The 21,584-nt window shown below is 69.0% G+C and carries 17 protein-coding genes and 5 pseudogenes; 15 read left to right on the top strand and 7 right to left on the bottom strand.

Going from position 1 to position 21,584, the window contains the following annotated elements; translation table 11 throughout:
• Positions 1 to 11: 11 nt before the first annotated feature.
• From pcaF (EOW66_RS00105) to EOW66_RS00095, 3 genes are read right to left on the bottom strand one after another with little or no spacing between them, the layout of a single operon-like run.
• On the bottom strand, positions 12 to 1,214 hold the full coding sequence (gene pcaF, locus EOW66_RS00105) for a 3-oxoadipyl-CoA thiolase (RefSeq protein ID WP_128153978.1): 1,203 nt from the start codon (positions 1,212 to 1,214) through the stop codon (positions 12 to 14).
• Between the two features lies 1 nt (position 1,215).
• The gene (locus EOW66_RS00100; RefSeq protein WP_128153977.1) at positions 1,216 to 1,887 is read right to left on the bottom strand and encodes a 3-oxoacid CoA-transferase subunit B; all 672 of its coding nucleotides are present in this window, start codon (positions 1,885 to 1,887) and stop codon (positions 1,216 to 1,218) included.
• On the bottom strand, positions 1,884 to 2,618 hold the full coding sequence (locus tag EOW66_RS00095) for a 3-oxoacid CoA-transferase subunit A (protein ID WP_128153976.1): 735 nt from the start codon (positions 2,616 to 2,618) through the stop codon (positions 1,884 to 1,886). The genes EOW66_RS00100 and EOW66_RS00095 overlap by 4 nt, the downstream gene beginning before the upstream one ends.
• A 414-nt stretch (positions 2,619 to 3,032) precedes the next feature.
• On the opposite strand from EOW66_RS00095, the gene EOW66_RS00090 reads away from it, so the two are divergent.
• The 7 genes from EOW66_RS00090 to EOW66_RS00060 all read left to right on the top strand — a co-directional run bounded on the left by EOW66_RS00090 (position 3,033) and on the right by EOW66_RS00060 (position 10,099).
• A complete protein-coding gene (locus EOW66_RS00090; RefSeq protein WP_128153975.1) occupies positions 3,033 to 3,515 on the top strand; it encodes a TRAP transporter small permease in 483 nt (160 codons plus the stop codon).
• Positions 3,512 to 4,813 (top strand): TRAP transporter large permease, encoded by a 1,302-nt coding sequence (locus EOW66_RS00085; RefSeq protein ID WP_128153974.1) that lies wholly within the window; start codon positions 3,512 to 3,514, stop codon positions 4,811 to 4,813. Before EOW66_RS00090 ends, EOW66_RS00085 begins: the two co-directional genes overlap by 4 nt.
• A 28-nt stretch (positions 4,814 to 4,841) precedes the next feature.
• Positions 4,842 to 5,840: a TRAP transporter substrate-binding protein gene (locus EOW66_RS00080; RefSeq protein WP_128153973.1), complete on the top strand. Its 999-nt coding sequence runs from the start codon at positions 4,842 to 4,844 to the stop codon at positions 5,838 to 5,840.
• A 106-nt stretch (positions 5,841 to 5,946) separates the two neighbouring features.
• Positions 5,947 to 6,933: a VOC family protein gene (locus tag EOW66_RS00075; RefSeq protein ID WP_128153972.1), complete on the top strand. Its 987-nt coding sequence runs from the start codon at positions 5,947 to 5,949 to the stop codon at positions 6,931 to 6,933.
• Positions 6,933 to 8,426: a bifunctional 3-(3-hydroxy-phenyl)propionate/3-hydroxycinnamic acid hydroxylase MhpA gene (mhpA, locus tag EOW66_RS00070; protein ID WP_128153971.1), complete on the top strand. Its 1,494-nt coding sequence runs from the start codon at positions 6,933 to 6,935 to the stop codon at positions 8,424 to 8,426. The genes EOW66_RS00075 and mhpA overlap by 1 nt, the downstream gene beginning before the upstream one ends.
• Positions 8,427 to 8,429: 3 nt before the next feature.
• Entirely contained in the window at positions 8,430 to 9,272 is an 843-nt protein-coding gene (locus EOW66_RS00065; RefSeq protein ID WP_128153970.1) for a fumarylacetoacetate hydrolase family protein, read from the top strand.
• Positions 9,273 to 9,310: 38 nt separating this feature from the next.
• On the top strand, positions 9,311 to 10,099 hold the full coding sequence (locus EOW66_RS00060) for a DNA-binding transcriptional regulator (RefSeq protein WP_128153969.1): 789 nt from the start codon (positions 9,311 to 9,313) through the stop codon (positions 10,097 to 10,099).
• Here EOW66_RS00060 and EOW66_RS00055 read toward each other — a convergent pair.
• From EOW66_RS00055 to EOW66_RS00045, 3 genes are all read right to left on the bottom strand, one after another.
• The gene (locus EOW66_RS00055) at positions 10,096 to 10,647 is read right to left on the bottom strand and encodes a carboxymuconolactone decarboxylase family protein (RefSeq protein ID WP_128153968.1); all 552 of its coding nucleotides are present in this window, start codon (positions 10,645 to 10,647) and stop codon (positions 10,096 to 10,098) included. The genes EOW66_RS00060 and EOW66_RS00055 overlap by 4 nt on opposite strands.
• Before the next feature lie 90 nt (positions 10,648 to 10,737).
• Entirely contained in the window at positions 10,738 to 11,445 is a 708-nt protein-coding gene (locus EOW66_RS00050) for an enoyl-CoA hydratase-related protein (RefSeq protein WP_128153967.1), read from the bottom strand.
• Between the two features lie 7 nt (positions 11,446 to 11,452).
• Positions 11,453 to 11,629: a zinc-binding dehydrogenase gene (locus EOW66_RS00045; protein WP_338054808.1), complete on the bottom strand. Its 177-nt coding sequence runs from the start codon at positions 11,627 to 11,629 to the stop codon at positions 11,453 to 11,455.
• Positions 11,630 to 12,047: 418 nt separating this feature from the next.
• On the opposite strand from EOW66_RS00045, the gene EOW66_RS00040 reads away from it, so the two are divergent.
• Complete coding sequence (locus EOW66_RS00040) at positions 12,048 to 13,214, top strand: acyl-CoA dehydrogenase family protein (protein WP_128153965.1); 1,167 nt, start codon at positions 12,048 to 12,050, stop codon at positions 13,212 to 13,214.
• A gap of 26 nt (positions 13,215 to 13,240) precedes the next feature.
• Here EOW66_RS00040 and EOW66_RS00035 read toward each other — a convergent pair whose 3' ends face one another.
• Complete coding sequence (locus EOW66_RS00035) at positions 13,241 to 13,747, bottom strand: MarR family winged helix-turn-helix transcriptional regulator (protein ID WP_239017447.1); 507 nt, start codon at positions 13,745 to 13,747, stop codon at positions 13,241 to 13,243.
• A gap of 212 nt (positions 13,748 to 13,959) precedes the next feature.
• On the opposite strand from EOW66_RS00035, the pseudogene EOW66_RS00030 reads away from it, so the two are divergent.
• From EOW66_RS00030 to EOW66_RS20280, 7 genes and pseudogenes are all read left to right on the top strand, one after another.
• A pseudogene (locus EOW66_RS00030) lies at positions 13,960 to 14,660 on the top strand (SDR family NAD(P)-dependent oxidoreductase).
• Between the two features lie 44 nt (positions 14,661 to 14,704).
• Positions 14,705 to 15,460, top strand: a complete 756-nt coding sequence (locus EOW66_RS00025) for an enoyl-CoA hydratase-related protein (RefSeq protein ID WP_128153963.1) — start codon at positions 14,705 to 14,707, stop codon at positions 15,458 to 15,460.
• Positions 15,461 to 15,548: 88 nt separating this feature from the next.
• Positions 15,549 to 16,556: pseudogene (locus EOW66_RS00020) on the top strand (acyl-CoA dehydrogenase family protein); the annotation flags it as partial.
• A 13-nt stretch (positions 16,557 to 16,569) separates the two neighbouring features.
• Positions 16,570 to 18,075, top strand: a complete 1,506-nt coding sequence (locus tag EOW66_RS20580) for an AMP-binding protein (protein WP_128153962.1) — start codon at positions 16,570 to 16,572, stop codon at positions 18,073 to 18,075.
• Positions 18,076 to 18,121: 46 nt separating this feature from the next.
• Positions 18,122 to 20,143, top strand: a pseudogene (locus tag EOW66_RS00010) (3-hydroxyacyl-CoA dehydrogenase NAD-binding domain-containing protein); the annotation flags it as partial.
• A 37-nt stretch (positions 20,144 to 20,180) separates the two neighbouring features.
• Positions 20,181 to 21,391 (top strand): annotated as a pseudogene (pcaF, locus tag EOW66_RS00005) (3-oxoadipyl-CoA thiolase).
• An 11-nt stretch (positions 21,392 to 21,402) separates the two neighbouring features.
• A pseudogene (locus EOW66_RS20280) lies at positions 21,403 to 21,584 on the top strand (electron transfer flavoprotein subunit beta/FixA family protein); the annotation flags it as partial.

The raw sequence follows: 21,584 nt of genomic DNA, 5'->3' as shown, positions 1-21,584 counted from the left end.
CTTTTGGGGCCTCAGACCCGCTCGAGCGCGATGGCGATGCCCTGACCGACGCCGATGCACATGGTGGAGAGCGAGCGCCGGCCGCCGGTCTTCAGCAGCTCGAGTGCCGCCGTGCCGGTGATCCGCGCGCCGGACATGCCAAGCGGATGGCCAAGCGCGATGGCGCCGCCGTTCGGGTTCACCCGGGCGTCGTCATCGGCGATGCCAAGCGCGCGCAGCGTCGCAAGGCCCTGGCTCGCGAAGGCCTCGTTCAGCTCGATCACGTCGAAATCGGCCTGCGTCAGGCCAAGCCGCGCCATCAGTTTCTGCGAGGCGGGCGCCGGGCCGAAGCCCATGATCCGCGGTGCGACGCCGGCCGCCGACCCGCCCAGCACCCGCGCGATCGGGGTCAGCCCGTGCCGCTTTGCTGCCGCCTCCGAGGCAAGGATCAGCGCTGCGGCGCCGTCGTTCACCCCCGAGGCATTGCCCGCGGTGACCGTGCCGCCCTGCTTCACGATGGCCCTGAGGCCCGAGAGCGCCTCGATCGTCGTCGCGCGCGGATGTTCGTCGCGGTCGACGATCTTCGGATCGCCCTTGCGTTGCGGGATCTCGACCGGGGTGATCTCCTGCGCGAGCCGGCCGTTTTCCTGTGCCGCGGCGGCTTTGGCTTGGCTGCGCAGCGCGAAGGCGTCCTGATCGGCGCGCGAGATGGCGAAGTCCTCGGCGACGTTCTCGGCGGTCTCGGGCATGGAGTCGACGCCGTATTGCGCCTTCATCAGCGGGTTGACGAAGCGCCAGCCGATCGTCGTGTCATGCACCTCGGCCGCGCGCGAAAAGGCGCTTTCGGCCTTCGGTATCACGAAGGGGGCGCGCGACATGCTCTCGACCCCGCCCGCGATCATCAGATCGGCCTCGCCCGCCTTGATCGCGCGGGCGGCGGTCAGCACAGCGTCCATGCCCGAGCCGCACAGCCGGTTGATCGTCGTTCCCGACACCTCGACCGGCAGGCCCGCAAGCAGCAGCGACATCCGCGCGACGTTGCGGTTGTCCTCACCCGCCTGATTGGCGCAGCCGAAGATCACGTCATCGACCGCGGCCCAGTCGAGGCCCGGGTTGCGCGTCCTCAGCGCGCGCAGCGGCACGGCGCCCAGATCGTCGGCGCGCACCATGGCAAGCGATCCGCCGAAGCGGCCGATCGGGGTGCGGATGTAGTCGCAGATGAAAACGTCGGTCATCTCAGAGCTCCGGAGTGATGAGGTCGGCGACCGCGCCGTCAAGGTGCAGCGTGGCGCCGGTGACGGCCTGAAGGTCATCGAAGGAAAGCGCGGGCAGCTTCTCGCGCAGCACGAAATGGCCGTCCTCGATGTCGATCACCGCAAGGCTGGTGTAGACCCGGGTGACGCAGCCCACCCCGGTCAGCGGCAGGGTGCAGGCCTGAAGCAGCTTCGGCTTGCCGTCCTTGGTGACGTGGTCGGTGATGACGGCGACGCGCTTCGCGCCATGCACGAGATCCATCGCGCCGCCGACGGCGGGCACGCCCTTCGGCCCGGTTGACCAGTTCGCCAGATCGCCGGTCTCGGCCACCTGATAGGCGCCGAGGATCGCCACGTCGAGATGGCCGCCGCGCACCATCGCGAAGCTGTCGGCATGGTGGAAGAAGGCGGCGCCGGGCTTCAGCGTGATCGCCTTCTTGCCGGCGTTGATCAGATCCCAGTCCTCCGCGCCGGGCGCGGGTGCCGCGCCGAAGCCGAGCACGCCGTTCTCGGTATGGAACACCGCCTCGCGGCCGGGCGGCTGGAACTTCGCCACCATCTCGGGGAAGCCGATGCCGAGGTTGACATAGGCACCATCGGCGATGTCCTGCGCCGCGCGCCAGGCGATCTGCGCGTTCGAGAGTTTCGCGGTCATTCTGTCACCTCCGGGTAATGGGCATTGGCGCGGTTCAGAACCTCTTCCTGCGCGGGCGCGGGCACCTCGACGAGGCCCTGCACGAAGATGCCCGGGGTGATCACCTGCTCGGGGTCGATCCCGCCCGGCGCGACGGCGCGGCTGACCTGCGCGATGGTGCGCGCGGCGGCCATCGCCATCAGCGGGTTGAAGTTGCGTGCCGCCATCCGGTAGGTCAGGTTGCCATAATGGTCGCCGAGTTCCGCCTTGATCAGCGCGACATCGGCCTTGAGCCAGCGTTCGCGCACGTAAGGCCGGCCGTCGAACTCCTCGACCGGCTTGCCCTGCGCCAGATCGGTGCCATAGCTCGTCGGCGTGTAGAAGGCCGGGATGCCGGCGCCGCCGGCGCGGATGCGTTCGGCCAAGGTGCCCTGCGGCACCAGTTCCAGCTCGATCTGCCCGGCGAGGTAAAGCTCGGTGAATACCTTCGGGTCGGCCGAGCGCGGGAAGGAGCAGATCAGCTTCGCCACCATCCCCTGTTCGATCAGCGCCGCAAGCCCGACATGGCCGTTGCCGGCGTTGTTGTTGACGACGGTCAGGTTCTTCGGGTGGCCGGTGGCGATGAAGCGGTCGATCAGCGCGTGAATGAGCTCGATCGGCGCGCCCGAGCCGCCGAAGCCGCCGATCATCACCGTCGCCCCGTCCTCGATGCCCGCCACCGCCTCGGCCAGTGTCGCGATGCGTTTGTCCATGGTCTCCTCCGATTGGATCGGGCGAGCCTAGGCGCGGACCGGCCGCCCGGCGAAGCCCTTTCGTGCGCATTGCGATATTTGTTCGTATTCTGAAAATTTTCGTGCGGATGGCGAACAAACCGGCGCCATCGTCGCGCGGGGACCGCGGCAGAGCGTGCTCGTGGCGGCCGCGGAGCGGCCGCTGCGACTCGGCAGTGCCGCGGGGCTGAGAGGCCGGGGCGGTGGCGCGCCGCGCCGCCGTGTCCGTCAGGCGGACACTTCCGGCATCAGGCTTCGTTTCCGCGCCATGCCTCCGCTATCTCGGAGGCGGGAGTGATGGCCTGCGGTTTGGGAGAACTGGCGGCCACCTGCAAAGACATCGGGACGAGCGCGCCGCGACAGTGCGGCGGCGCGGCGCTTGGGAGGGCGCGGGGCATGGTGCGCAAGACCAATCCATTGATTTCCGTGGCGCTTCTCAGCGCGGCGGCAGGCTGTTTCCTGCTTGGCACCGGGGTCACCGTGGCCGATGTGATCTTGCGCAAGCTGGGCGGCATCAACGTCCGCGGCGCGATCGAGCTGACCTCCTATTCGATCGGCTTCGGGGCGCTGCTGTCGATGCCGGTGTGCTATGCGCTGCGCAGCCATGTCACCGCGAAACTGCTGTCCGAGCTGATGCCGACGCTGTTCCTACGCCCGCTCGGCCGGCTCGGCGCGGTGGCCTCGCTGGTCTTTGCCGGGCTGATGGTGTGGATCGTCGGCGCCAATGCAGTCTCGAAGCTCGGCTCGCCCGAGACCTCGGCCGATCTGGGCCTGCCGATGCCGGCGATGCTCTCGGTCGTCGCGGTGACGCTGGCGGCGGCGCTGTTCGCCGCCGGTGTCGGGGTCTGGCTGGAATGGCGCCGGGGGGCCGCGGCATGAGCGGGCTGGTGCTGGGCGGGCTCGGCTTTCTCGCCGCGATCGTGATGATCTTCCTCGAGGTGCCGGTCGCGGTGGCGCTTGGCCTTGTCGGGCTTGGCGGCGCGGCGATGATCATCGGCGTCTCGGGCGCGATGACGATCGGCGCCACCACGGTCTGGGACAGCCTGACGAATTATACCCTGACGATGCTGCCGCTGTTCGTGCTGATGGGCAATCTGGCGGCGCAATGCGGGCTGTCGTCGAAGCTCTACCGCTCGATGTCGGTGCTGATCGGGCACCGCCGCGGCGGGCTGGCGCTGGCCACGATCGGCGCCTCGGCGGGCTTCGGGATGATCTCGGGCTCGTCGCTCGCCACCACCGCCACGATGGGCCGGATCGCGCTGCCCGAGATGCGCAGCGCGGGCTATTCGTCCTCGCTTTCGGCGGGCGCGATCGCGGCGGGCGGCACGCTCGGCATCCTGATCCCGCCCTCGACGGTGCTGGTGATCTATGCCTTCATCGCCGAGCAGTCGATCCGCTCGCTGCTGCTGGCGACCGCCGGGCCGATCGTCGTCGCGATCACGCTCTATTGCCTCGCGATCTGGGTGCCGATCTGGCTCGGCCTGTCCTCGGCGCCCAGCCGGGAGCGCGCGACCGGCGCCGAGCGGCGCGAGGCGCTGCGCGAGCTGGTGCCGCCGCTTGGCATCTTCGGGCTGATCATGGGCGGCCTTTATTCCGGCCTCTTCACTGCGAACGAGACCGCGGCGATCGGCGCGGCGGTGGTGCTGGCCTATGGCGTGCTGTCGCGCCGGCTGAGCGCACGCGGCTTCTTCGACGCGGCGATGGACACCGCGCTGACCTGCGGCGCGCTCTATCTGGTGCTGATCGGGGCGAACCTCTTCAACTTCTTCCTCGCGCTCTCGGGGCTGCCGTTCTCGCTCACCGGGCTGTTCTCGGGGCTGCTCGACCACCCGCTGCTGGTGATCTTGCTGATGCTGGCGATCTATCTCGGCCTCGGCACGCTGATGGACAGCCTGGCGATGCTGCTGCTGACCGTGCCGCTTTTCGTGCCGGTGGCGCAGGCGGCAGGGATCGATCTGATCTGGTTCGGCATCTTCGCGGTGATGGTGGTCGAGATGGGGCTGATCACGCCGCCGGTGGGGATGAACCTTTTCGTGCTGAAGACGACGAACCCCGAGCTGAGCATGATGGACCTGTGGCGCGGCGTCACCCCCTTCGTGCTGGCCGATCTGCTGCGCGTGGCGATCGTCATCGCCGTGCCCGCGATCGTGACCTGGCTTCCCCATGCAGCAATCTGACATCCGGACATCCAAGGGAGGGATTTCCATGTTCAACACGTTCCTGAAGACTGCGGCACTGGCGCTGGTGCTGGCCGCACCGATGGCCGAGGCGCGCGAGATGCGGGTGTCGAGCCACGAGCCGCCGCAGGGCTTCTATTCGGCGAAAATCCTGCAGGCCTGGATCGACCGGATCAATCCGCAGCTCTCGAAGGGCAATGCCTTCAAGCTTTACCCGGGCGCGATGCTCGGCGCGGCGCCGGCACAGGCCGAGCTGGTGAAGGCGGGCGTCGCCGATGTTGCGCTGGTGGTGCCGACCTACACCCCGGGGCTGTTCCCGATGAGCAGCGTGGTCGAGCTGCCGGGCCTTGTGCAAAGCGCGTCGGGCGGGGCGAAGATCCTCGACACCCTCGCGGATGAGGGGCTGCTGGGCAAGGAATATGCCGATTACAAGGTGATCGCGCTGTTCACCACGCCCGGCTACCGGGTCTTCATGACCGGGGCGCCGGCGCTGCATCCGTCCGACCTGAAGGGGCTGAAGCTGCGCACGCCGTCGAAATTCGGCTCGACCCTCTTCGATCTCGTCGGCGCCTCGGGCGTCTCGGTGCCCGCGCCGCAGGTCTATGAGAACCTCGAGCGCGGCGTGGTGAAGGGCGCGGTCTGGGTGATGGACGCCTATCGCACCTTCCGGCTGAACGAGGTGGCGCCCTATGTCACCGACACCCGCTTCACCGCCTCGCCGATGGCGATCCTGATGAACAAGGCGACCTATGCGAGCCTGCCCGAGGCCGACCGGGCGGTGATCGACGCGATGTCGGGGCGCGCCGCGGCGGAATGGATCGCGGCCGTGGTCGACGGCACCGATGCCGAGATCGAGGCGGCCTTCCGTGCCGATGGCAAGGTGACCTTCACCGAACTCGACGCCGCGACGCAGGCCGAGTGGGACGCCGCGCTCGCCGGGGCGCCGGCGAAATGGCTGGCCGAGCAGACCGACAAGACCGCCGCCGAGGCGGCGCTGAGCCGCGCGCAGGCGATCGCGGGCGAATGAGCCGGGCCCGGCCCGTCCGTTTGCCGGACGGGGCGGGGCCCTTTCCCGGGCGCGCGCGGCGCGCCGCCCAGACCGGGGGAAACCCCGACCGATGATGGAGGTGACCATGGCAATCATTGCACTGGGCTATCTTGGCGTGCGCTCCGACAAGCTCGACGCATGGAGCGATTTCGCCGGCAAGCTTCTGGGAATGCAGAAGATCGACCGCGGCGGCAAGGCGCTTGCCTTCCGCATGGACGACAAGGCGCAGCGGCTTCTGGTCTCGGACGAGCCGGGCGAGACGCTGGCCTTCCTCGGCTTCGAGGTGGCGCATCGCGCCGATCTCGAGACCTATGCCGCGCGGCTCGATGCCGCCGGCACCGCGGTGCACTGGGGCACCGGCGCGCTTGCCGACCGCCGCCTCGTGGGCGATCTGATCTGGTTCGAGGACCCGATGGGCAACCGCGTCGAACTCTTTCACGCGCCGATGATCGCCGCCGATCCCTTCGTGCCGGGCCGCCCGATCGACGGCTTCATGACCGGCCCGCTCGGCATGGGGCACGCGGTGCTGCATGTGAAGGACATCGAGGTGATGATGCCCTTCTACCGCGATATCCTCGACTTCCGGGTCTCGGATTTCGGGCGGGTGCCCTATGGGCTCTATTTCTTCCACCTCAACGACCGGCACCATTCCTTCGCCATGGTCGGCTCGGGGCGCGAGGGCTTCCACCACTTCATGGTCGAGTTCTGCAACCTCGACGATCTCGGCCAGGGCTATGACCTTGCCCAGCAGCAGGAGGGGCGCGTCGCCTATACCCTCGGGCGCCACACCAACGATTACATGACCAGCTATTACGCCAACTCGCCCTCGGGCTTCTTCGTCGAGAACGGCTGGGGCGGGCGGCTGATCGACCAGGCAAGCTGGGAGCCGCACGAGACCACCGTCGGCCCGAGCTTCTGGGGCCATGACCGGCTCTATCTGGAGGAAGGCGACCCGGCCCGGATCGCGCTGCGCGAGATGCGGCTCGAGGCGGCACAGAACGGGCGCCGCTCGCCGCCGGTGGCCGATTGCCCCTGGCTTTACGGCGAACTTGCCAAGCACGGGAGGGGCTGATGCAGGACTATGACGTTGCCATCATCGGTTACGGGCCGGCGGGCGCCACGCTCGCCCATCTGCTGGCGCAATGCGGGCTGAGCGTTCTGGTGCTCGAACGTGAGAGCGCCGCCTATCACCTGCCGCGCGCGGTGCATTTCGATGCCGAGGTGATGCGGGTGTTCCAGTGGATCGGCATCGCCGAGAAGATCGAGCCGCTGACCGCATTGCATCCGGGCATGCGCTTCGTCTCGCCCGAGGGCGATCTGTTGCTCGACTGGCCGCGGCCGCAGGGCGAGGGGCCGCAGGGCTGGCGCGCGAATTACCGCTTCCACCAGCCCGATCTAGAACGGATCCTGCGCGAGGACATGGCGACGCGTCCGGGCGTCACCGTCTGCACCCGCTGCGAGGCCTTCTTCGTCGAGGATCAGGGCGAACGGGTCGAGATCCGCTTCGAGGACATGTCGCGCGGCAAGGTCGAGCATGTCACGGCGAAATATGTCGTCGGCTGCGACGGCGCGCGCTCGCTCGTGCGTCGCTACATCGAGAGCGGGATGGAGGATTACGGCTTCCACGAGCGCTGGCTGGTCGTCGACGTGATCCTGAACGCCGACAAGCCCGAGCTGGGCGATCACTCGATCCAGTATTGCGTGCCCGACCGGCCGGCGACCTATGTGCGCTGCCCGGGGATGCGGCGGCGGTGGGAGATCACCGTGAAGCCCGGCGAAGACAGCGCCGAGATCGCCCGCCCCGAGCGGGTGTGGGAGCTGCTCTCCGACTGGCTCGGCCCGGACGAGGCGGTGCTCGAGCGCACCGCGGTCTATGTCTTCCACTCGCTCGTCGCCGAGGACTGGCGCAAGGGGCGGCTGTTGCTGGCGGGCGACGCCTGCCACCAGACCCCGCCCTTCATGGGGCAGGGGATGTGCGCGGGCACGCGCGATGTCGCGAACCTCTACTGGAAGCTCGCACTTCTGTGTCAGGGCAAGGTGACGGGGCCGGCGGCCGAGGCGCTTCTCGACAGCTACGAGAGCGAGCGCAAGCCCAATGCCCGCGAATACATCCAGACCGCGGTGCGGCTTGGCGGCCTCATCAACACCGCGGGCACCGAGGCCGCGCTGCGCGCGGCCTTGCCCGCGGGCAATGGCTCGGCGCGGATGGAAAGCATCGCGCCGCCGATCGGCCCGGGGCTTGGCATCGGGCCGAAGGCCGGCCGGCTCTTCGGTCAGCCGCGGCTTGCCGACGGCCGGCGGATGGACGAGGCCTTCCGCCACCAATGGGTGGTGGTGGCCGAGGCCGATCTGGCCCGCGGCCTTGCCCTGCCGCCCGGCGTCGGTCTGGTCACGACCGAGACCAGCAACGCCGCCGAGCACCTGGCGCGGCTTGGCGCCCGCGCCGCGGTGCTGCGCCCCGACCGCCACACGCTTGGCGGCGCCGATACCCCCGAAGAGCTTGCGGCGCTGATTGCCGCGATCTTGCCGAACCCGATCCCCCTTCCTGAACCGGAGATGGTCTGACCCATGAAACTTTGTTCCTTCACCAAAGACGGCACCGCGAGCTATGGCCTTGTCACCGAGGCCGGCATCGTCGATCTCGGCCGCCGCTTCGCCGCGCCGACGCTGCGCGACTTCCTCGCCGCGGGCGATCTGGCGGCGGCAGCGGCACTGGCCGCGGAGCCGGCCGACTATGCCTTCGACGCCGTCGCCCATGGCCCGGTGATCCCGAACCCCGACAAGATCATCTGCGTCGGGCTGAACTATCACGACCACATTCAGGAAACCGGCCGCGAGGAGACGCCGAACCCGGTGCTTTTCGCGCGCTACGCCGGCAGCCAGATCGGCCATGGCGCGGCGCTGGTGAAGCCGCTGGAAAGCGATCAGTTCGACTATGAGGGCGAGCTTGCGGTGATCATCGGCAAGGCGGGCCGGCGCATCCCCGAGGCCGAGGCGCTCGATCATGTCGCGGGCTATGCCTGCTACAATGACGCTTCGGTGCGGGACTGGCAAAAGCATACGCATCAGTTCATGCCGGGCAAGACCTTTGCCGGCACCGGCGCCTTCGGGCCCTGGATGGTGACGGCGGACGAGATCCCCGATCCCGCGGCGCTGCACCTGCAGACGCGGCTGAACGGGCAGGTGGTGCAGGACACCGACGTGTCGCTGCTCATCACCTCGATCCCGCGGCTGATCGCCTATTGCTCGACGATCCTGCCGCTGCTGCCGGGCGACGTGATCGTCTCGGGCACGCCGGGCGGGGTCGGCGCGCGGCGCAATCCTCCCCTGTGGATGCGCGACGGCGATGTCTGCGAGGTCGAGATCTCGGGCATCGGCACGCTGTCGAACCCGGTCGCGAACGAAGTCTGAGCCTTTCCGGGCCGCGCGCGCCATGCCACTGTGCGCCGATGACGATGCGTGACCCCACCCAGAAGAAAAGCGAGTCCGTGCGGTCCCTGACCCGCGGGCTTGCGATCTTGCGCCATGTGAATGCCGAGGGCGCCTGCCGCCCGGGCGAGATCGCCGCGGCCCTTGGCCTGCCGCGGCCGACGGTCTATCGCCTGCTCGAGACGCTCGAGGAGGCGGGCTATGTCGCCTTTTCCGCCAGTTCGAACCGGGTGCGGGTGACGCGGCTTGCGGCCTCGCTCGGCGATGCCGGGGCGCTGACCTCGGACCTGTGCCAGATCGCCGGACCGCTTTTCGCCGATTACGGCGCGCGGCTGGTCTGGCCGCTCGACCTCTCCGTCTACGACAACGCCGCGATGGTGATCCAGGAGACGACGCATGGCCGCTCGCCGCTGTCGATCGACCGGGCGATGATCGGCTATCGGCTGCCGATGCTGCGCACCTCGGCCGGGCGCGCCTATCTCAGCTTCTGCGGCACCGAGGAGCGGGAGCTGATCCTTGACCACCTGCGCCGGCTGGGCGACCCGGCGGATATGCTGTTCCTCGAACCCCATCGGCTCGAGCGGATGATGGGCGAGACCCGGGCGGCCGGGTTTGCGCTGCGCGACGCGGGCGAGTTCCGCGCGCAGACCGCCTCGATCGCCGCGCCGGTGCTGATCGAGGGGGCGGTGGCGGGCTGCGTCTCGATGATCTGGATCCGCACCGCGATGAGCACGCGCAAGGTGCTCGACAGCTATGGCGCGCCGCTGGTCGAGCTTGTCGGCAAGATCGCGGCGGGGCTTTCGGCCTAGGGCCGGGGCAGCGGCAGCGGCAGCGGTGCGCACGCCATCGCGGCGGCGACATCGGCATCGACGGGCGTCTCATAGGTCATCAGCAGATAGCCGAGCACCGAATAGAAGCCGACGGTGGCAATCAGGTCGAGCACCGCCTTTTGCCCGATCGCCGCGGCGAGTGTGGCCTCGAGCGGCGCGGGCAGCCGGCGCACGGTGAAGAGCGCATCGACCGCGGCGGCGATCAGCCCGTCCTCGCCTTCAGGCGTGCTGCCGATCGCGGCGATCCTCGCGTCGGAAAAGCCAAGCGCGCGGGCGCGGGTGACGTGATGCGCCCATTCATACTCTGCCCCCATCCGCACCGCGCAGCGCAGGATCACCACCTCGGAGCGGTCGGGGCCAAGCGCGCTGTCGGTGACGACATGGGCGCGCAGCGGCGCCCAGGCCCGAACCAGCGCCGGGTGATGCGCCATCACCCGATAGACGTTCAGCCGCCCGGCAAAGCCCGTGCGCAAATCGTCGATCTCGGCGGGCCAGGTTGCGTCGGGGAGGGGCGGGCAGGGGGGCATGGCGGGCCTTTCGGTGTGTCCGTGCAGGGAAGCGCCGCCGCCGCCGCCCGTCAAGTGGCGGCGACGGGGCGTCCGCCTGCCGGGCGCCGCTCAGCGGTCGCGAAACACCGGCGGGCGCTTTTCGGCGAAGGCGGTCATCCCCTCGCGCCGGTCCTCGAGCGCGAAGGTGGCATAGAGCAGCCGCCGCTCGACATAGATGCCTTCCTGCAGATGCGTCTCGTAGGCCTTGTTCACCGCCTCCTTGGCGAGGGCGAGAACGGGGCGCGAGCGCGCGGCGAGGCTTGCGGCAAGCGCCACCGCCTCGGCCACCTGGGTGCCCGCGGGCACGACGCGGCTGACCAGCCCATGCGCCAGCGCCTCGGCCGCGCTCAGCGCCCGGCCGCTCAGGATCATGTCCATCGCCACCGTCTTGCCGACGATCCGTGTCAGCCGCTGCGTGCCGCCCGCCCCCGGGATCACGCCGATCGCGGTCTCGGGCAGGGCGAAGCGGGCGGTCTCGGCGGCGATGAGGATGTCGCACATCAGCGCGAGTTCGCAGCCGCCGCCGATCGCATGGCCCGAGACCGCCGCGATCACCGGCTTGCGCAGCCGCGAGATTCCTTCCCAGGTGGCGGTGATCAGGTTCTCTTCGAACACCTCGGCGAAGGTCTTGTCCTTCAGCTCCTTGATGTCGGCGCCGGCGGCGGCCGAGATCCCGGCGGTGATCGCGCTGTTCAGCGCATTCAGCGCCTCGGGCCGGTTCAGGGTGATGAGACCGACGGCGCCGTCGGTGGTGACGAGGATATTGTCGTAAGCCATGGATACCTCAGGCGATGCGGATCAGGATCTTGCCCAGGCGGGCGGGGTCTTCGAGGTGCCCGAAGGCGGCGGGCACCTCGGCAAGCGGGAAGATGCTGTCGATGCGCGGGGCGAAGTCGCCGGCCTCCCGGACGCGGATCAGCCGGCGGAACTCCTCCATCGAGCCCATGGTCGAGCCGTGGATCGAGGGCTGGCGCAGGAAGAGACGCCGGATGTCGGCGGACGGATGCGCCCCCGGCCGTCGCGCCGACGGTGTCGATCACCCAGATCCGCGCCCGCGCCGCTGTCGCGCAGATAAAGATCGACCCGGTTGACCGAGGCGGCGATCCTCCGCACCCGCACCGCCCCCCGGCGGGCAGTCCGGCCGGGGCATGTCGTGCAGCGCGACACCGGCGCGCCCGCGTTCGCTCGGAACGATTGCCATCATGCGGGGGGCTCCCTGCGTAAAATGTAAATTCATTGTCATTTATCGGCAAGGGGCATCGAGAACTGTCGTCCTGTTATCCTGTCAGACTTATCCTGTCAGACATAACACGTTCCATATTGCTCGACGTGCTTTGCCTCATTTTATGTAAATATATTGCCATAAATGGGGGGGTGAAATGGCGCTGGATTCCGATGCGCTCGCGCAGCTCTGTGCCGCCCTGCGCCGCTTCGTCGACGAAGAGCTGATCCCGGCCGAGGCCGAGGTGGCCGAAACCGACGCGATCCCCGGGCGCATCGTCGCGCAGATGCGCGAACTCGGCCTGTTCGGCCTGACCGCGCCCGAGGCGTTCGGCGGGCTCGGCCTGACGATGGAGGAGGAGGTGCGCGCGATCTTCGAGCTTGGCCGCGCCGCGCCCGCCTTCCGCTCGATGTTCGCGACGAATGTCGGCATCGGCATGCAGGGTATCGCGATCGACGGCACGCCCGAGCAGAAGGCGAAATACCTGCCGCGGCTGGCCTCGGGCGAGCTGATCGGCTCCTTCGCGCTGACCGAGCCAGAGGTCGGCTCGGACGCCGGCTCGGTGCGCACCACAGCGCGGCGCGAGGGGGACACCTATGTGCTGAACGGCGCCAAGCGCTTCATCACCAATGCGCCGCATGCGGGCCTCTTCACCGTGATGGCGCGCACCGATCCGGCGCAGAAGGGCGCCTCGGGCGTGTCCGCCTTCGCGGTCGAGCGCGGCACGCCCGGCCTCAGCCTCGGCAAGCCCGAGAAGAAGATGGGCCTGCAGGGCGCGCATGTCTGCGACGTGATCCTCAAGGATTGCCGGGTGCCCGCCTCGGCGCTGATCGGCGGGGTCGAGGGGCAGGGGTTCAAGACCGCGATGAAGGTGCTCGACAAGGGGCGGCTGCATATCGCGGCGGCCTGCGCCGGGCTGTCGGAGCGGATCCTCGACGACATGCTGGCCTATGCCGTCGGGCGGCGGCAATTCGGCAAGACCCTTGCGGATTTCCAGCTGATCCAGGCGATGTTTGCCGACAGCAAGGCCGAGGCCTATGCGGCGCGCTGCATGGTGATCGACGCGGCGCGCAAGCGCGATGCGGGGCTCAATGTCTCGGTCGAGGCCTCCTGCGCGAAGATGTTCGCCTCCGAGGCGGTGGGGCGGATCGCCGACCGCAACGTGCAGGTGCATGGCGGCAACGGCTATATCCGCGACTACCGCGCCGAGCAGCTTTACCGCGATGCCCGGCTGTTCCGGATCTACGAGGGCACGACGCAGATTCAGCAGATCGTCATTGCGAAGGCGCTGGTGTCTGAGGCGCGCGCGGCCGCGGGGCGGTGAGGCGCCAAAGGTCGCCGGTTACTCGGCTACTCGGCGGCCTTCTTGCCTGTCTGAATTTCGGTGTCTATGTCCTTGAAATTGCGCAGCATCTTGTCGATGTAATGGATCATGTGGATGCGGTCCTCAGTCGAGAACCCGCGCAGCGCATCATCATAGAAATCCGAGATCACCGGCCGCATGTCCTCGTCCCACAGGCTGCGGCCCTTCATCGTCAGCCGGATCAGCCGCGAGCGGTTGTCGTTCTCGTCGACGGTGCGCTCGATGTAATCCATCGCCTCGAGCCGGGTCAGCACGCCGGTCAGGTTCTGCCGGCTGACGAGCAGGAAAGCGGCGAGGTCGCCCACCGCCACGCCGGGCTCGAAGGCGGGCCGGGTCAACGCGCCCAGCACCGCCCATTGCTGCGTGGTGATGTGATGCGCATCAAGCGCCCGCGTCCCGGTTTTGTGCAACATGTTGGCGCATTGGTAGAGCCGGAAGAAGAGCCGGTTGCTCAGCCGCGGGGCCTGATCTTTGGGTTTTTCGCCATTCTGCATCATGCCCGCCAGAATGGCTGCAGTCCGGGGCGCGGTCAAGCGATGGCGTCTCGGGCAATGAAGGTAAATATATTGACATAAAATTCCGTGCAGAGCATGTTTGGCGCAGGGGGGCATCCGGCATTCGGAAAGGCGATTCGGCGCGGAAATCACGGGGGAACCCGATTCCGCCATCGGGTCCGCATGGCCTGGCACAGGGGAAGGAGAACATCTTGCGTGGTCTGAAAGGGAAAGCCATTGTCGTAACAGGCGGCGGCGGCGGGATCGGCTCGGCGACCTGCCGGCGCTTCGCGGAGGAGGGCAGCCGGGTCATCGTCGCCGATATCAGCGCGGCGGCCGCGGCCGCGGCCGCGGCGGTCGAGGCGCAGGGCGGCGAGGCCACGGCGATGGTCGTCGACCTGACCGATTACGCCGCCACCTGCGCCGCCGTCGCGCGCGTCGAGGCCGAGTTCGGCCCGATCGACGTGCTGGTGAACAACGCGGGTTGGGACCTGTTCGTGCCCTTCCTGAAATCGGAACCCGACTACTGGTCGAGCGCAAGGCGGGCGGCAGGGTCGTCTCGATCGGGTCCGACGCCGGCCGCGGCGGCTCCTCGGGCGAGAGCGTCTATTCCGCCTGCAAGGCCGGCGTCATCGCGCTGATGAAGACGCTGGCGCGCGAGCATTCGCGCCACGGCATCACCTTCAACACCGTCTGCCCCGGCGTGACCGAGACCGCGATGCTCGAGAATTTCATGGAAGCCGCGGGCGACAAGGAAAAGCTGCGCGTGGCCTTTGCCAAGGCGGTGCCGATGGGGCGGCTTGGCAAGCCCGAGGATCTGCCCGGCGCGATCCTGTTCCTGGCGAGCGACGACGCTGCCTTCATCACTGGCCAGACCATCTCGGTGTCTGGCGGCCTGACCATGCACGGCTGAGGACGACCGATGACCTACGAAGATATCCTCTATGAAATTATGAAATCCGCGGCGGTGCTGCCTGGATCACCATCAACCGCCCCGACAAGTACAACGCCTTCCGCGGCCAGATCGTCGACGAGCTGATCCACGCTTTCCAGACCGCGGGCTGGGATCGCAAGGTGGGCGTGATCGTGCTGACCGGCGCGGGCGACAAGGCGTTTCGCACCGGCGGCGACCAGTCGGCGCATGACGGGCAGTATGACGGGCGCGGCGTGATCGGCCTGCCGATCGACGAGCTGCAAAGCCTCATTCGCGATGTGCCGAAGCCGGTGATCGCGCGGGTGAACGGCTTTGCCATCGGCGGCGGCAACGTGCTCGCCACGATCTGCGACCTGACGATCGCGTCGGAAAAGGCGCAGTTCGGTCAGGTCGGGCCCAGGGTCGGCTCGGTCGATCCGGGCTTCGGCACCGCCTATCTGGCCCGGGTCGTGGGCGAGAAGGGGGCGCGCGAGATCTGGTATCTGAACAAACGCTACTCTGCCGCCGAGGCGCTGGCCTGGGGCCTTGCAAATGCCGTGGTGCCGCATGAGGAGCTCGACGCCGAGGTCGACCGCTGGGTCGCCGAACTGATGGACCGCTCGCCGACCGCGCTGGCGCTCGCCAAGGTCAGCTTCAACGCCGACAGCGAGAACATCCGCGGGATCTCGGCCTTGGGGATGCGCGCGCTCAGCCTCTATTACGATACCGACGAGAGCAAGGAAGGCGGCGTCGCCTTCCGCGAGAAGCGCAAGCCCGACTTCCGCAAGTTCGGCAAGTGACGACGCGCCGCGCCCCCCTGGGGAGGGCGCGGGCTGGCGGGTCCGGTCTGAGGGGGCCGGACCCGTCCCATGCTTGAGGAGGAAAGCGATGAACCCCACGATCTTCGACACCGAGGAACTGAGCGCGCTGCGCCAGATGGCGCGCAAGTTCGCCAGCGAGAAACTCGCCCCCGGCTACAAGGCGCGCGAGACCGCCGGCGCCTTCGGCCCCGACATCCTGCGCGAGATGGGCGGCCTTGGCCTGATCGCGCCGGAACTGCCCGAGGAGTTGGGTGGGCTCGGCGCCGGCTCGATCTATTCGGGCGTGATCATCGAGGAAATCGCCCGTGCCGATTTCAACATGGGCTACATCAACATCCTCGCCTCGCTGAACGGGCAGATCCTCGCGCGTTTCGGCAATGACGAGATCAGGCGTGACTGGCTGCCGAAGCTGACCGCGGGTGAGCTGATGCTGGCGATCGCGCTGACCGAGCCGCGCGGCGGCTCGGATGCGGCAAACCTCGGGCTGAAGATGGAGCGGGTGGGCGCGCATTACGTGCTGAACGGCGAGAAGACCTCGATCTCGGCGGCCGATCAGGCCAAGGGCGCGGTGGTCTTTGCCCGCACCGGCCGGCCCGAGGACCGCGCCCGCGGCATCTCGGCGATCTTCGTGCCGATGGACACGCCCGGGATCTCGACCACGCGGTTCTCCGATCTCGGCCAGCACGCGATCGGCCGCGGCTCGATCTTCTTCGACAATGTCCGGGTGCCGGTGGCGAACCTGCTGGGCGAGGAGGGCAAGGGCTTTGTCCAGGTGATGCAGGGCTTCGATTTCTCGCGCTCGCTCATCGGGTTGCAATGCCTCGGCACGGCGCGGCAATCGCTGGACGAGGCCTGGGCCTATATCGGCGAGCGCCACGCCTTCGGCAAGCCGCTTGCCGCGTTCCAGGGCATCATCCACCAGCTCGCCGATTTCGACACCAAGGTCGAGGCGGCGCGGCTGATGTGCCTCAATGCGCTCTGGCTCAAGGACACCGGCCGGCTGCATGTGGCCGAGGCGGCGATGGCGAAATGGGGACCGCCGCTGCTGGCCTATGAGGCGATCCATGCCTGTCTTCTGATCCACGGCCATGCCGCCTGTTCCGCCGCGCTGCCCTTCGAGCAGCGGCTGCGCGGCGGCGGGGCTCGACCGGCCGGGGCTGGGCAAGAACGACGTGCTGGCCTGCCAGCTGTCGAACTCGTGGGAGTTCATCGTCCTCTACATCGCCTGCCGCAAGCTCGGCATCGTGTTCAACCCGGTGATGCCGATCTTCCGCGAACACGAGCTGCTGTTCATGCTGCGCCATGGCGAGGCGAAGGCTTTCGTCGTGCCGAAGACCTTCCGCCATTTCGATCACGAGGCGATGGCCGAGGGCATGCGCCCCGACCTGCCCGGGCTCGAGCACCTGATCGTCGCGGGGGGCGAGGGCGCGAACAGTTTCGAGGCGGCTCTGCTCGACCCGGCGCTTGTGGTCGATGACGCGCTGCGCGCCCGCTCGGCCGCGCTGCGCGGCGATGCGAATGACGTGTGCCAGCTGATCTACACCTCGGGCACGACGGGCGAGCCGAAGGGGGTGATGCACACGGCAAACACGATGTATTCGAACCTTGTCGCCTATGCGGCGCGGCTGGGGCTCGGGGCGCAGGACCGGATCCTGATGGCCTCGCCGATGGCGCACCAGACGGGCTTCATGTATGGCTTCCTGGCGCCGGTGATGCTCGGTGCGCGGATGGTGCTGATGGACAGCTGGGGCAAGGATCTCGGCGCGCGGCTGATCGCGTCCGAAGGGGTGACCTTCACCATGGCCTCGACGCCGTTCCTGATGGACCTTGCGACCGCGGTCGAGGCGGGCGGCGCCGACATGTCGAGCCTGCGCATCTTCCTGTGCGCCGGCACCGCGATCCCCGGGCCGCTGGTCGAGCGCGCGCATGCGATCCTTGGCGCCAAGGTGATTTCCGCCTGGGGGATGACCGAGAACGGCGCGGTAACGGTGGTGGCCCCCACCGACCCCGACGCGCGCTCGGTGCATACCGACGGCTTCGTGCTGCCGGGGATGGAACTGCAGATCCGCGGCGCCGATGGTGTGCCGGTGCCGCCGGGCCACGAGGGCGAGCTTTACGTCCGCGGCTGCTCGAACTTCGTGGGCTATCTGCAGCGCCCGCAATGGAATTCTACCGACGCGCAGGGCTGGTTCGACACCGGCGACATCGCGCGGATGGATGCGGCGGGCTATATCCGGATCTGCGGCCGCTCGAAGGACGTCATCCTCCGCGGCGCCGAGAACATCCCCGTCGTCGAGGTCGAGGCGCTGCTCTACAAGCACCCGGCCGTGCATCAGGTCGCCATCGTCGCCTATCCCGACGAGCGTCTGGGCGAGCGCGCCTGCGCCTTCATCGTGCCGAAACCTGGGCAAAACCTCGATTTCGCCGGCATGATCGCCTTCCTCGAGGGGCAGCATCTGGCGAAGCAATATTTCCCCGAGCGGCTGGAACTGCGCGAGACGCTGCCGGCGACCGCCTCGGGCAAGATCCGGAAATTCGCGCTGCGCAACGCGCTGAAGGCCGAATACGAGGCAAGCCGCGCGGCGATGACCTGAGCGGGGGGCCTTGCCCCCCAGTTTCCAGACTGTCCGAGAGGTTCCCATGACCGATCCGGTGCGCTTCACCGCGCAGCGCGGCATTGCGCGCATCACCATCGACAACCCGCCCGTCAATGTCACCGCGCAGCCGGTGCGCGCCGGGCTGAGTGCGGCGCTCGATGCGGCGCTTGCGGCGGGCGTTTCCCGCGTGGTGCTCACGGGCGCCGGGCGCACCTTCGTCGCCGGTGCCGATGCGACGGAGTTCGATGCCGCCCCCGTTGCGCCGCATCTGCCCGATCTGCTGGCGCGGATCGCCGCCTTCCCGGTGCCGGTGATCGCCGCGATCAACGGCGCGGCGCTGGGCGGCGGGCTGGAACTGGCGCTGGCCTGTGCCGCGCACGTGGCCGCGCCCGGGGCGACGCTCGGCCTGCCAGAGGTGACGCTCGGCGTGGTGCCGGGCGCGGGCGGCACGCAGCGCCTGCCGCGGCTTGTGGGCCTTGCCCCGGCGCTCGCGCTGATTTCCGAGGGCAGGGTGATCGGTGCCGCCGAGGCGGCGCGCCTTGGCCTTGTCGATGCACTGGCCGAAGATCCGGTAGCAGTGGCCGAAACCCTCGCGCTGCCCGCGCGCCCCTTGCCCGACGCGCGGCCCGCGCCTGCGGCCGATCCGGCGGCGGTCGCGGCCGCGCGGGCGCAGGCGGCGAAACGCGCGAAAGGGCAGGTGGCGCCCGGCCTCGCGATCGACCTTGTGGCGGCCTCGGCCACGCGTTCGCTCGCCGAGGGGTTGGCGTGCGAGCGCGAGACCTTCCTCAGCCTGAAGACCTCGGATCAGGCCGCGGCGCTGCGTCACATCTTCTTTGCCGAGCGCGCGGCGCTGGCACGTGGCCGCGCAGGCGGCGCGGCGATCGAGACCGCCGTTGTCGTCGGCGGCCGCACGATGGGCGCGGCGATCGCCTATGCGCTCGGCGGCGTCGGCATCTCGGTCGCGCTGGTCGAGACCGATGCGGCCGGGGCGGAGCGGGCACGGGCCAATGTCGCCACGCTCTACGCCGAGGCCGTGGCGCGCGGCAAATCCTCCGCCGAGGCGGCCGCGGCTGCCCAGGCCGCGCGCCACGCCTATCATGTGGGCTATGCCGATCTGCCCCCCGCCCAGATCGCGATCGAGGCGGTGTTCGAGGATCTCGCGGTGAAGAAACAGGTCTTTGCCGCGCTTGATGCCGCGCTGCCGGAAACCGCGATCCTTGCGACGAACACCTCCCATCTGAACCCCGATCTCATCGCCGCGGGGCTGCGCAACCCCGGCCGCTTCCTCGGGCTGCATTTCTTCTCGCCCGCCCATGTGATGAAGCTGGTCGAGGTGATCCGCGCCGCCGCGACCACACCCGAGACGCTGGCGACCGTGCTGCGGCTGACGGCGCGGCTGGGGAAGATCGCGGTGCCGGCGGGCGTCTGTGACGGCTTCATCGGCAACCGCATCCTCACCCGCTATCGCCAGATCTGCGACGTGATGCTGATCGAGGGCGCGCTGCCCGCGCAGGTCGATGCCGCGATGCGCGGTTTCGGCATGGCGATGGGGCCCTATGAGGTGCAGGATCTGTCGGGCCTCGACATCGCCCATGCGAACCGCAAGCGCATGGGCTGGAAGACGAAACCCGGCATCCGCTACATCGCCATCGCCGACCGCATCGTCGGGGAGACGGGCCGGCTTGGCCGCAAGACGTGCGCCGGCTGGTATGATTACGAGGGGGCCAAGCCCGTGCCCTCGGCCGCGATCGAGCAGATGGTGGTGGCCGAAAGCGCGCGTGCCGGGCTCCCCCGCCGCGCCTTCGGCGAGGCCGAGATCGTCGCGCGCGCCACGGCGGCGATGATCGAAGAGGGGGCGCGTCTCCTCGAGGAGGGCATCGCCGAAACCCCCGCCGACATCGATCTGGTGCTGGTGCATGGCTACGGCTTCCCGCGCTGGCGCGGCGGTCCGATGCACTATGCCGAACGGCTGGGCCTGCCCGAGATCCGCGCCCGGATCGAGGCCTTCGCCGCCGGGGACCCGCTCTCCTGGGCGCTGCCAGACCTCCTGCGCCGCGCGACGGAGACCGGGCGCAGCCTTGCGCCGACCTTGCGAGGACACCATGACCGACGCCTTCATCTGCGACTATATCCGCACGCCGGTTGGCCGCTATGGCGGGGTGCTCGCCAATCTGCGCACCGACGATCTTGCCGCGATTCCGCTGGCCGCGCTGCTTGCCCGCACCCCCGGCCTCGATCCGGCCGTGATCGAGGAGGTCTGGATGGGCTGCGCCAATCAGGCCGGCGAGGACAACCGCAACGTGGCGCGCATGGCGCTTCTGCTCGCCGGCCTGCCCGAGACGGTGCCGGGCGTCACCGTGAACCGGCTCTGCGGCTCTGCGGCTCGGGGCTCGAGGCAGTGGCGGCCGCGGCGCGTGCGGTGCAGGCGGGCGACATGGAACTGGCCATCGCCGCGGGCGTCGAAAGCATGACCCGCGCCCCTTTCGTGATGTCGAAATCCGCGAGCCCCTAGGGGCGGGCGACGGAGCTGCATGACACCACGATCGGCTGGCGCTTCGTCAATCCGAAGATGCAGGCGGCTTACGGCACCGATTCGATGCCGGAAACCGCGCAGACCCTCGCCGACGAGCACGGCCTCTCGCGCGCCGATCAGGACGCTTTCGCACTGCGCTCGCAGACCCTCGCCGCGGCGGCGCAGGCAAACGGCCGCTTTGCCGCCGAGATCGTGCCGGTCACCGTGCCGCTCGGCCGCGGCAAGACGGTCGAGGTGGTGCAGGACGAACACCCCCGCGCCACCACGCTCGAGGATCTCGCGCGCCTCCGGCCGATCACCCGGCCCGACGGCTCGGTCACCGCGGGCAATGCCTCCGGCGTGAACGATGGCGCCGCGGCGCTGATCGTCGCCTCGGCCGCGGCGGCGCGCCGGCACGGGCTGCGACCGCGCGCGCGGGTGGTCGGCGCGGCTTCGGCCGGTGTCGCGCCGCGGGTGATGGGCTATGGCCCGGTGCCTGCCGTGCGCAAGCTTCTGGCCAACGCCCGGATCGGCCTCGAGGCGCTCGATGTGATCGAGCTGAACGAGGCCTTCGCCGCGCAGGCGCTTGCCGTCACCCGCGGCCTCGGTCTTGCCGATGGCGATGCGCGGGTGAACCCGAACGGCGGCGCGATCGCGCTTGGCCATCCGCTCGGCATGTCGGGGACGCGCCTCGCAGGGTCGGTGGCGCTCGAACTGGCACGCCGCGGCGGGCGCTATGGTCTGGCGACGATGTGCGTCGGCGTCGGTCAGGGCGCCGCGCTGCTTGTGGAACGTGTCTGAAGGAGAGAGACATGAAGGTTCTCGTCCCGGTGAAGCGGGTGATTGATTACAACGTCAAGGTGCGGGTGCGGCCCGACGGCACGGGGGTCGATCTGGCGAACGTGAAGATGTCGATGAACCCGTTCGACGAGATCGCGGTCGAAGAGGCGATCCGCCTGAAGGAAAAGGGCGTGGCGTCGGAGATCGTGGTGGT

Origin of the sequence: Paenirhodobacter huangdaonensis, from assembly GCF_004022465.1 — a bacterium.
In the GTDB taxonomy this organism is placed as follows: Bacteria; Pseudomonadota; Alphaproteobacteria; order Rhodobacterales; family Rhodobacteraceae; genus Rhodobacter; species Rhodobacter huangdaonensis.
The sequence above is the reverse complement of the archived record's forward strand: the minus strand, read 5'-3'. Positions and strand labels throughout refer to the sequence as shown.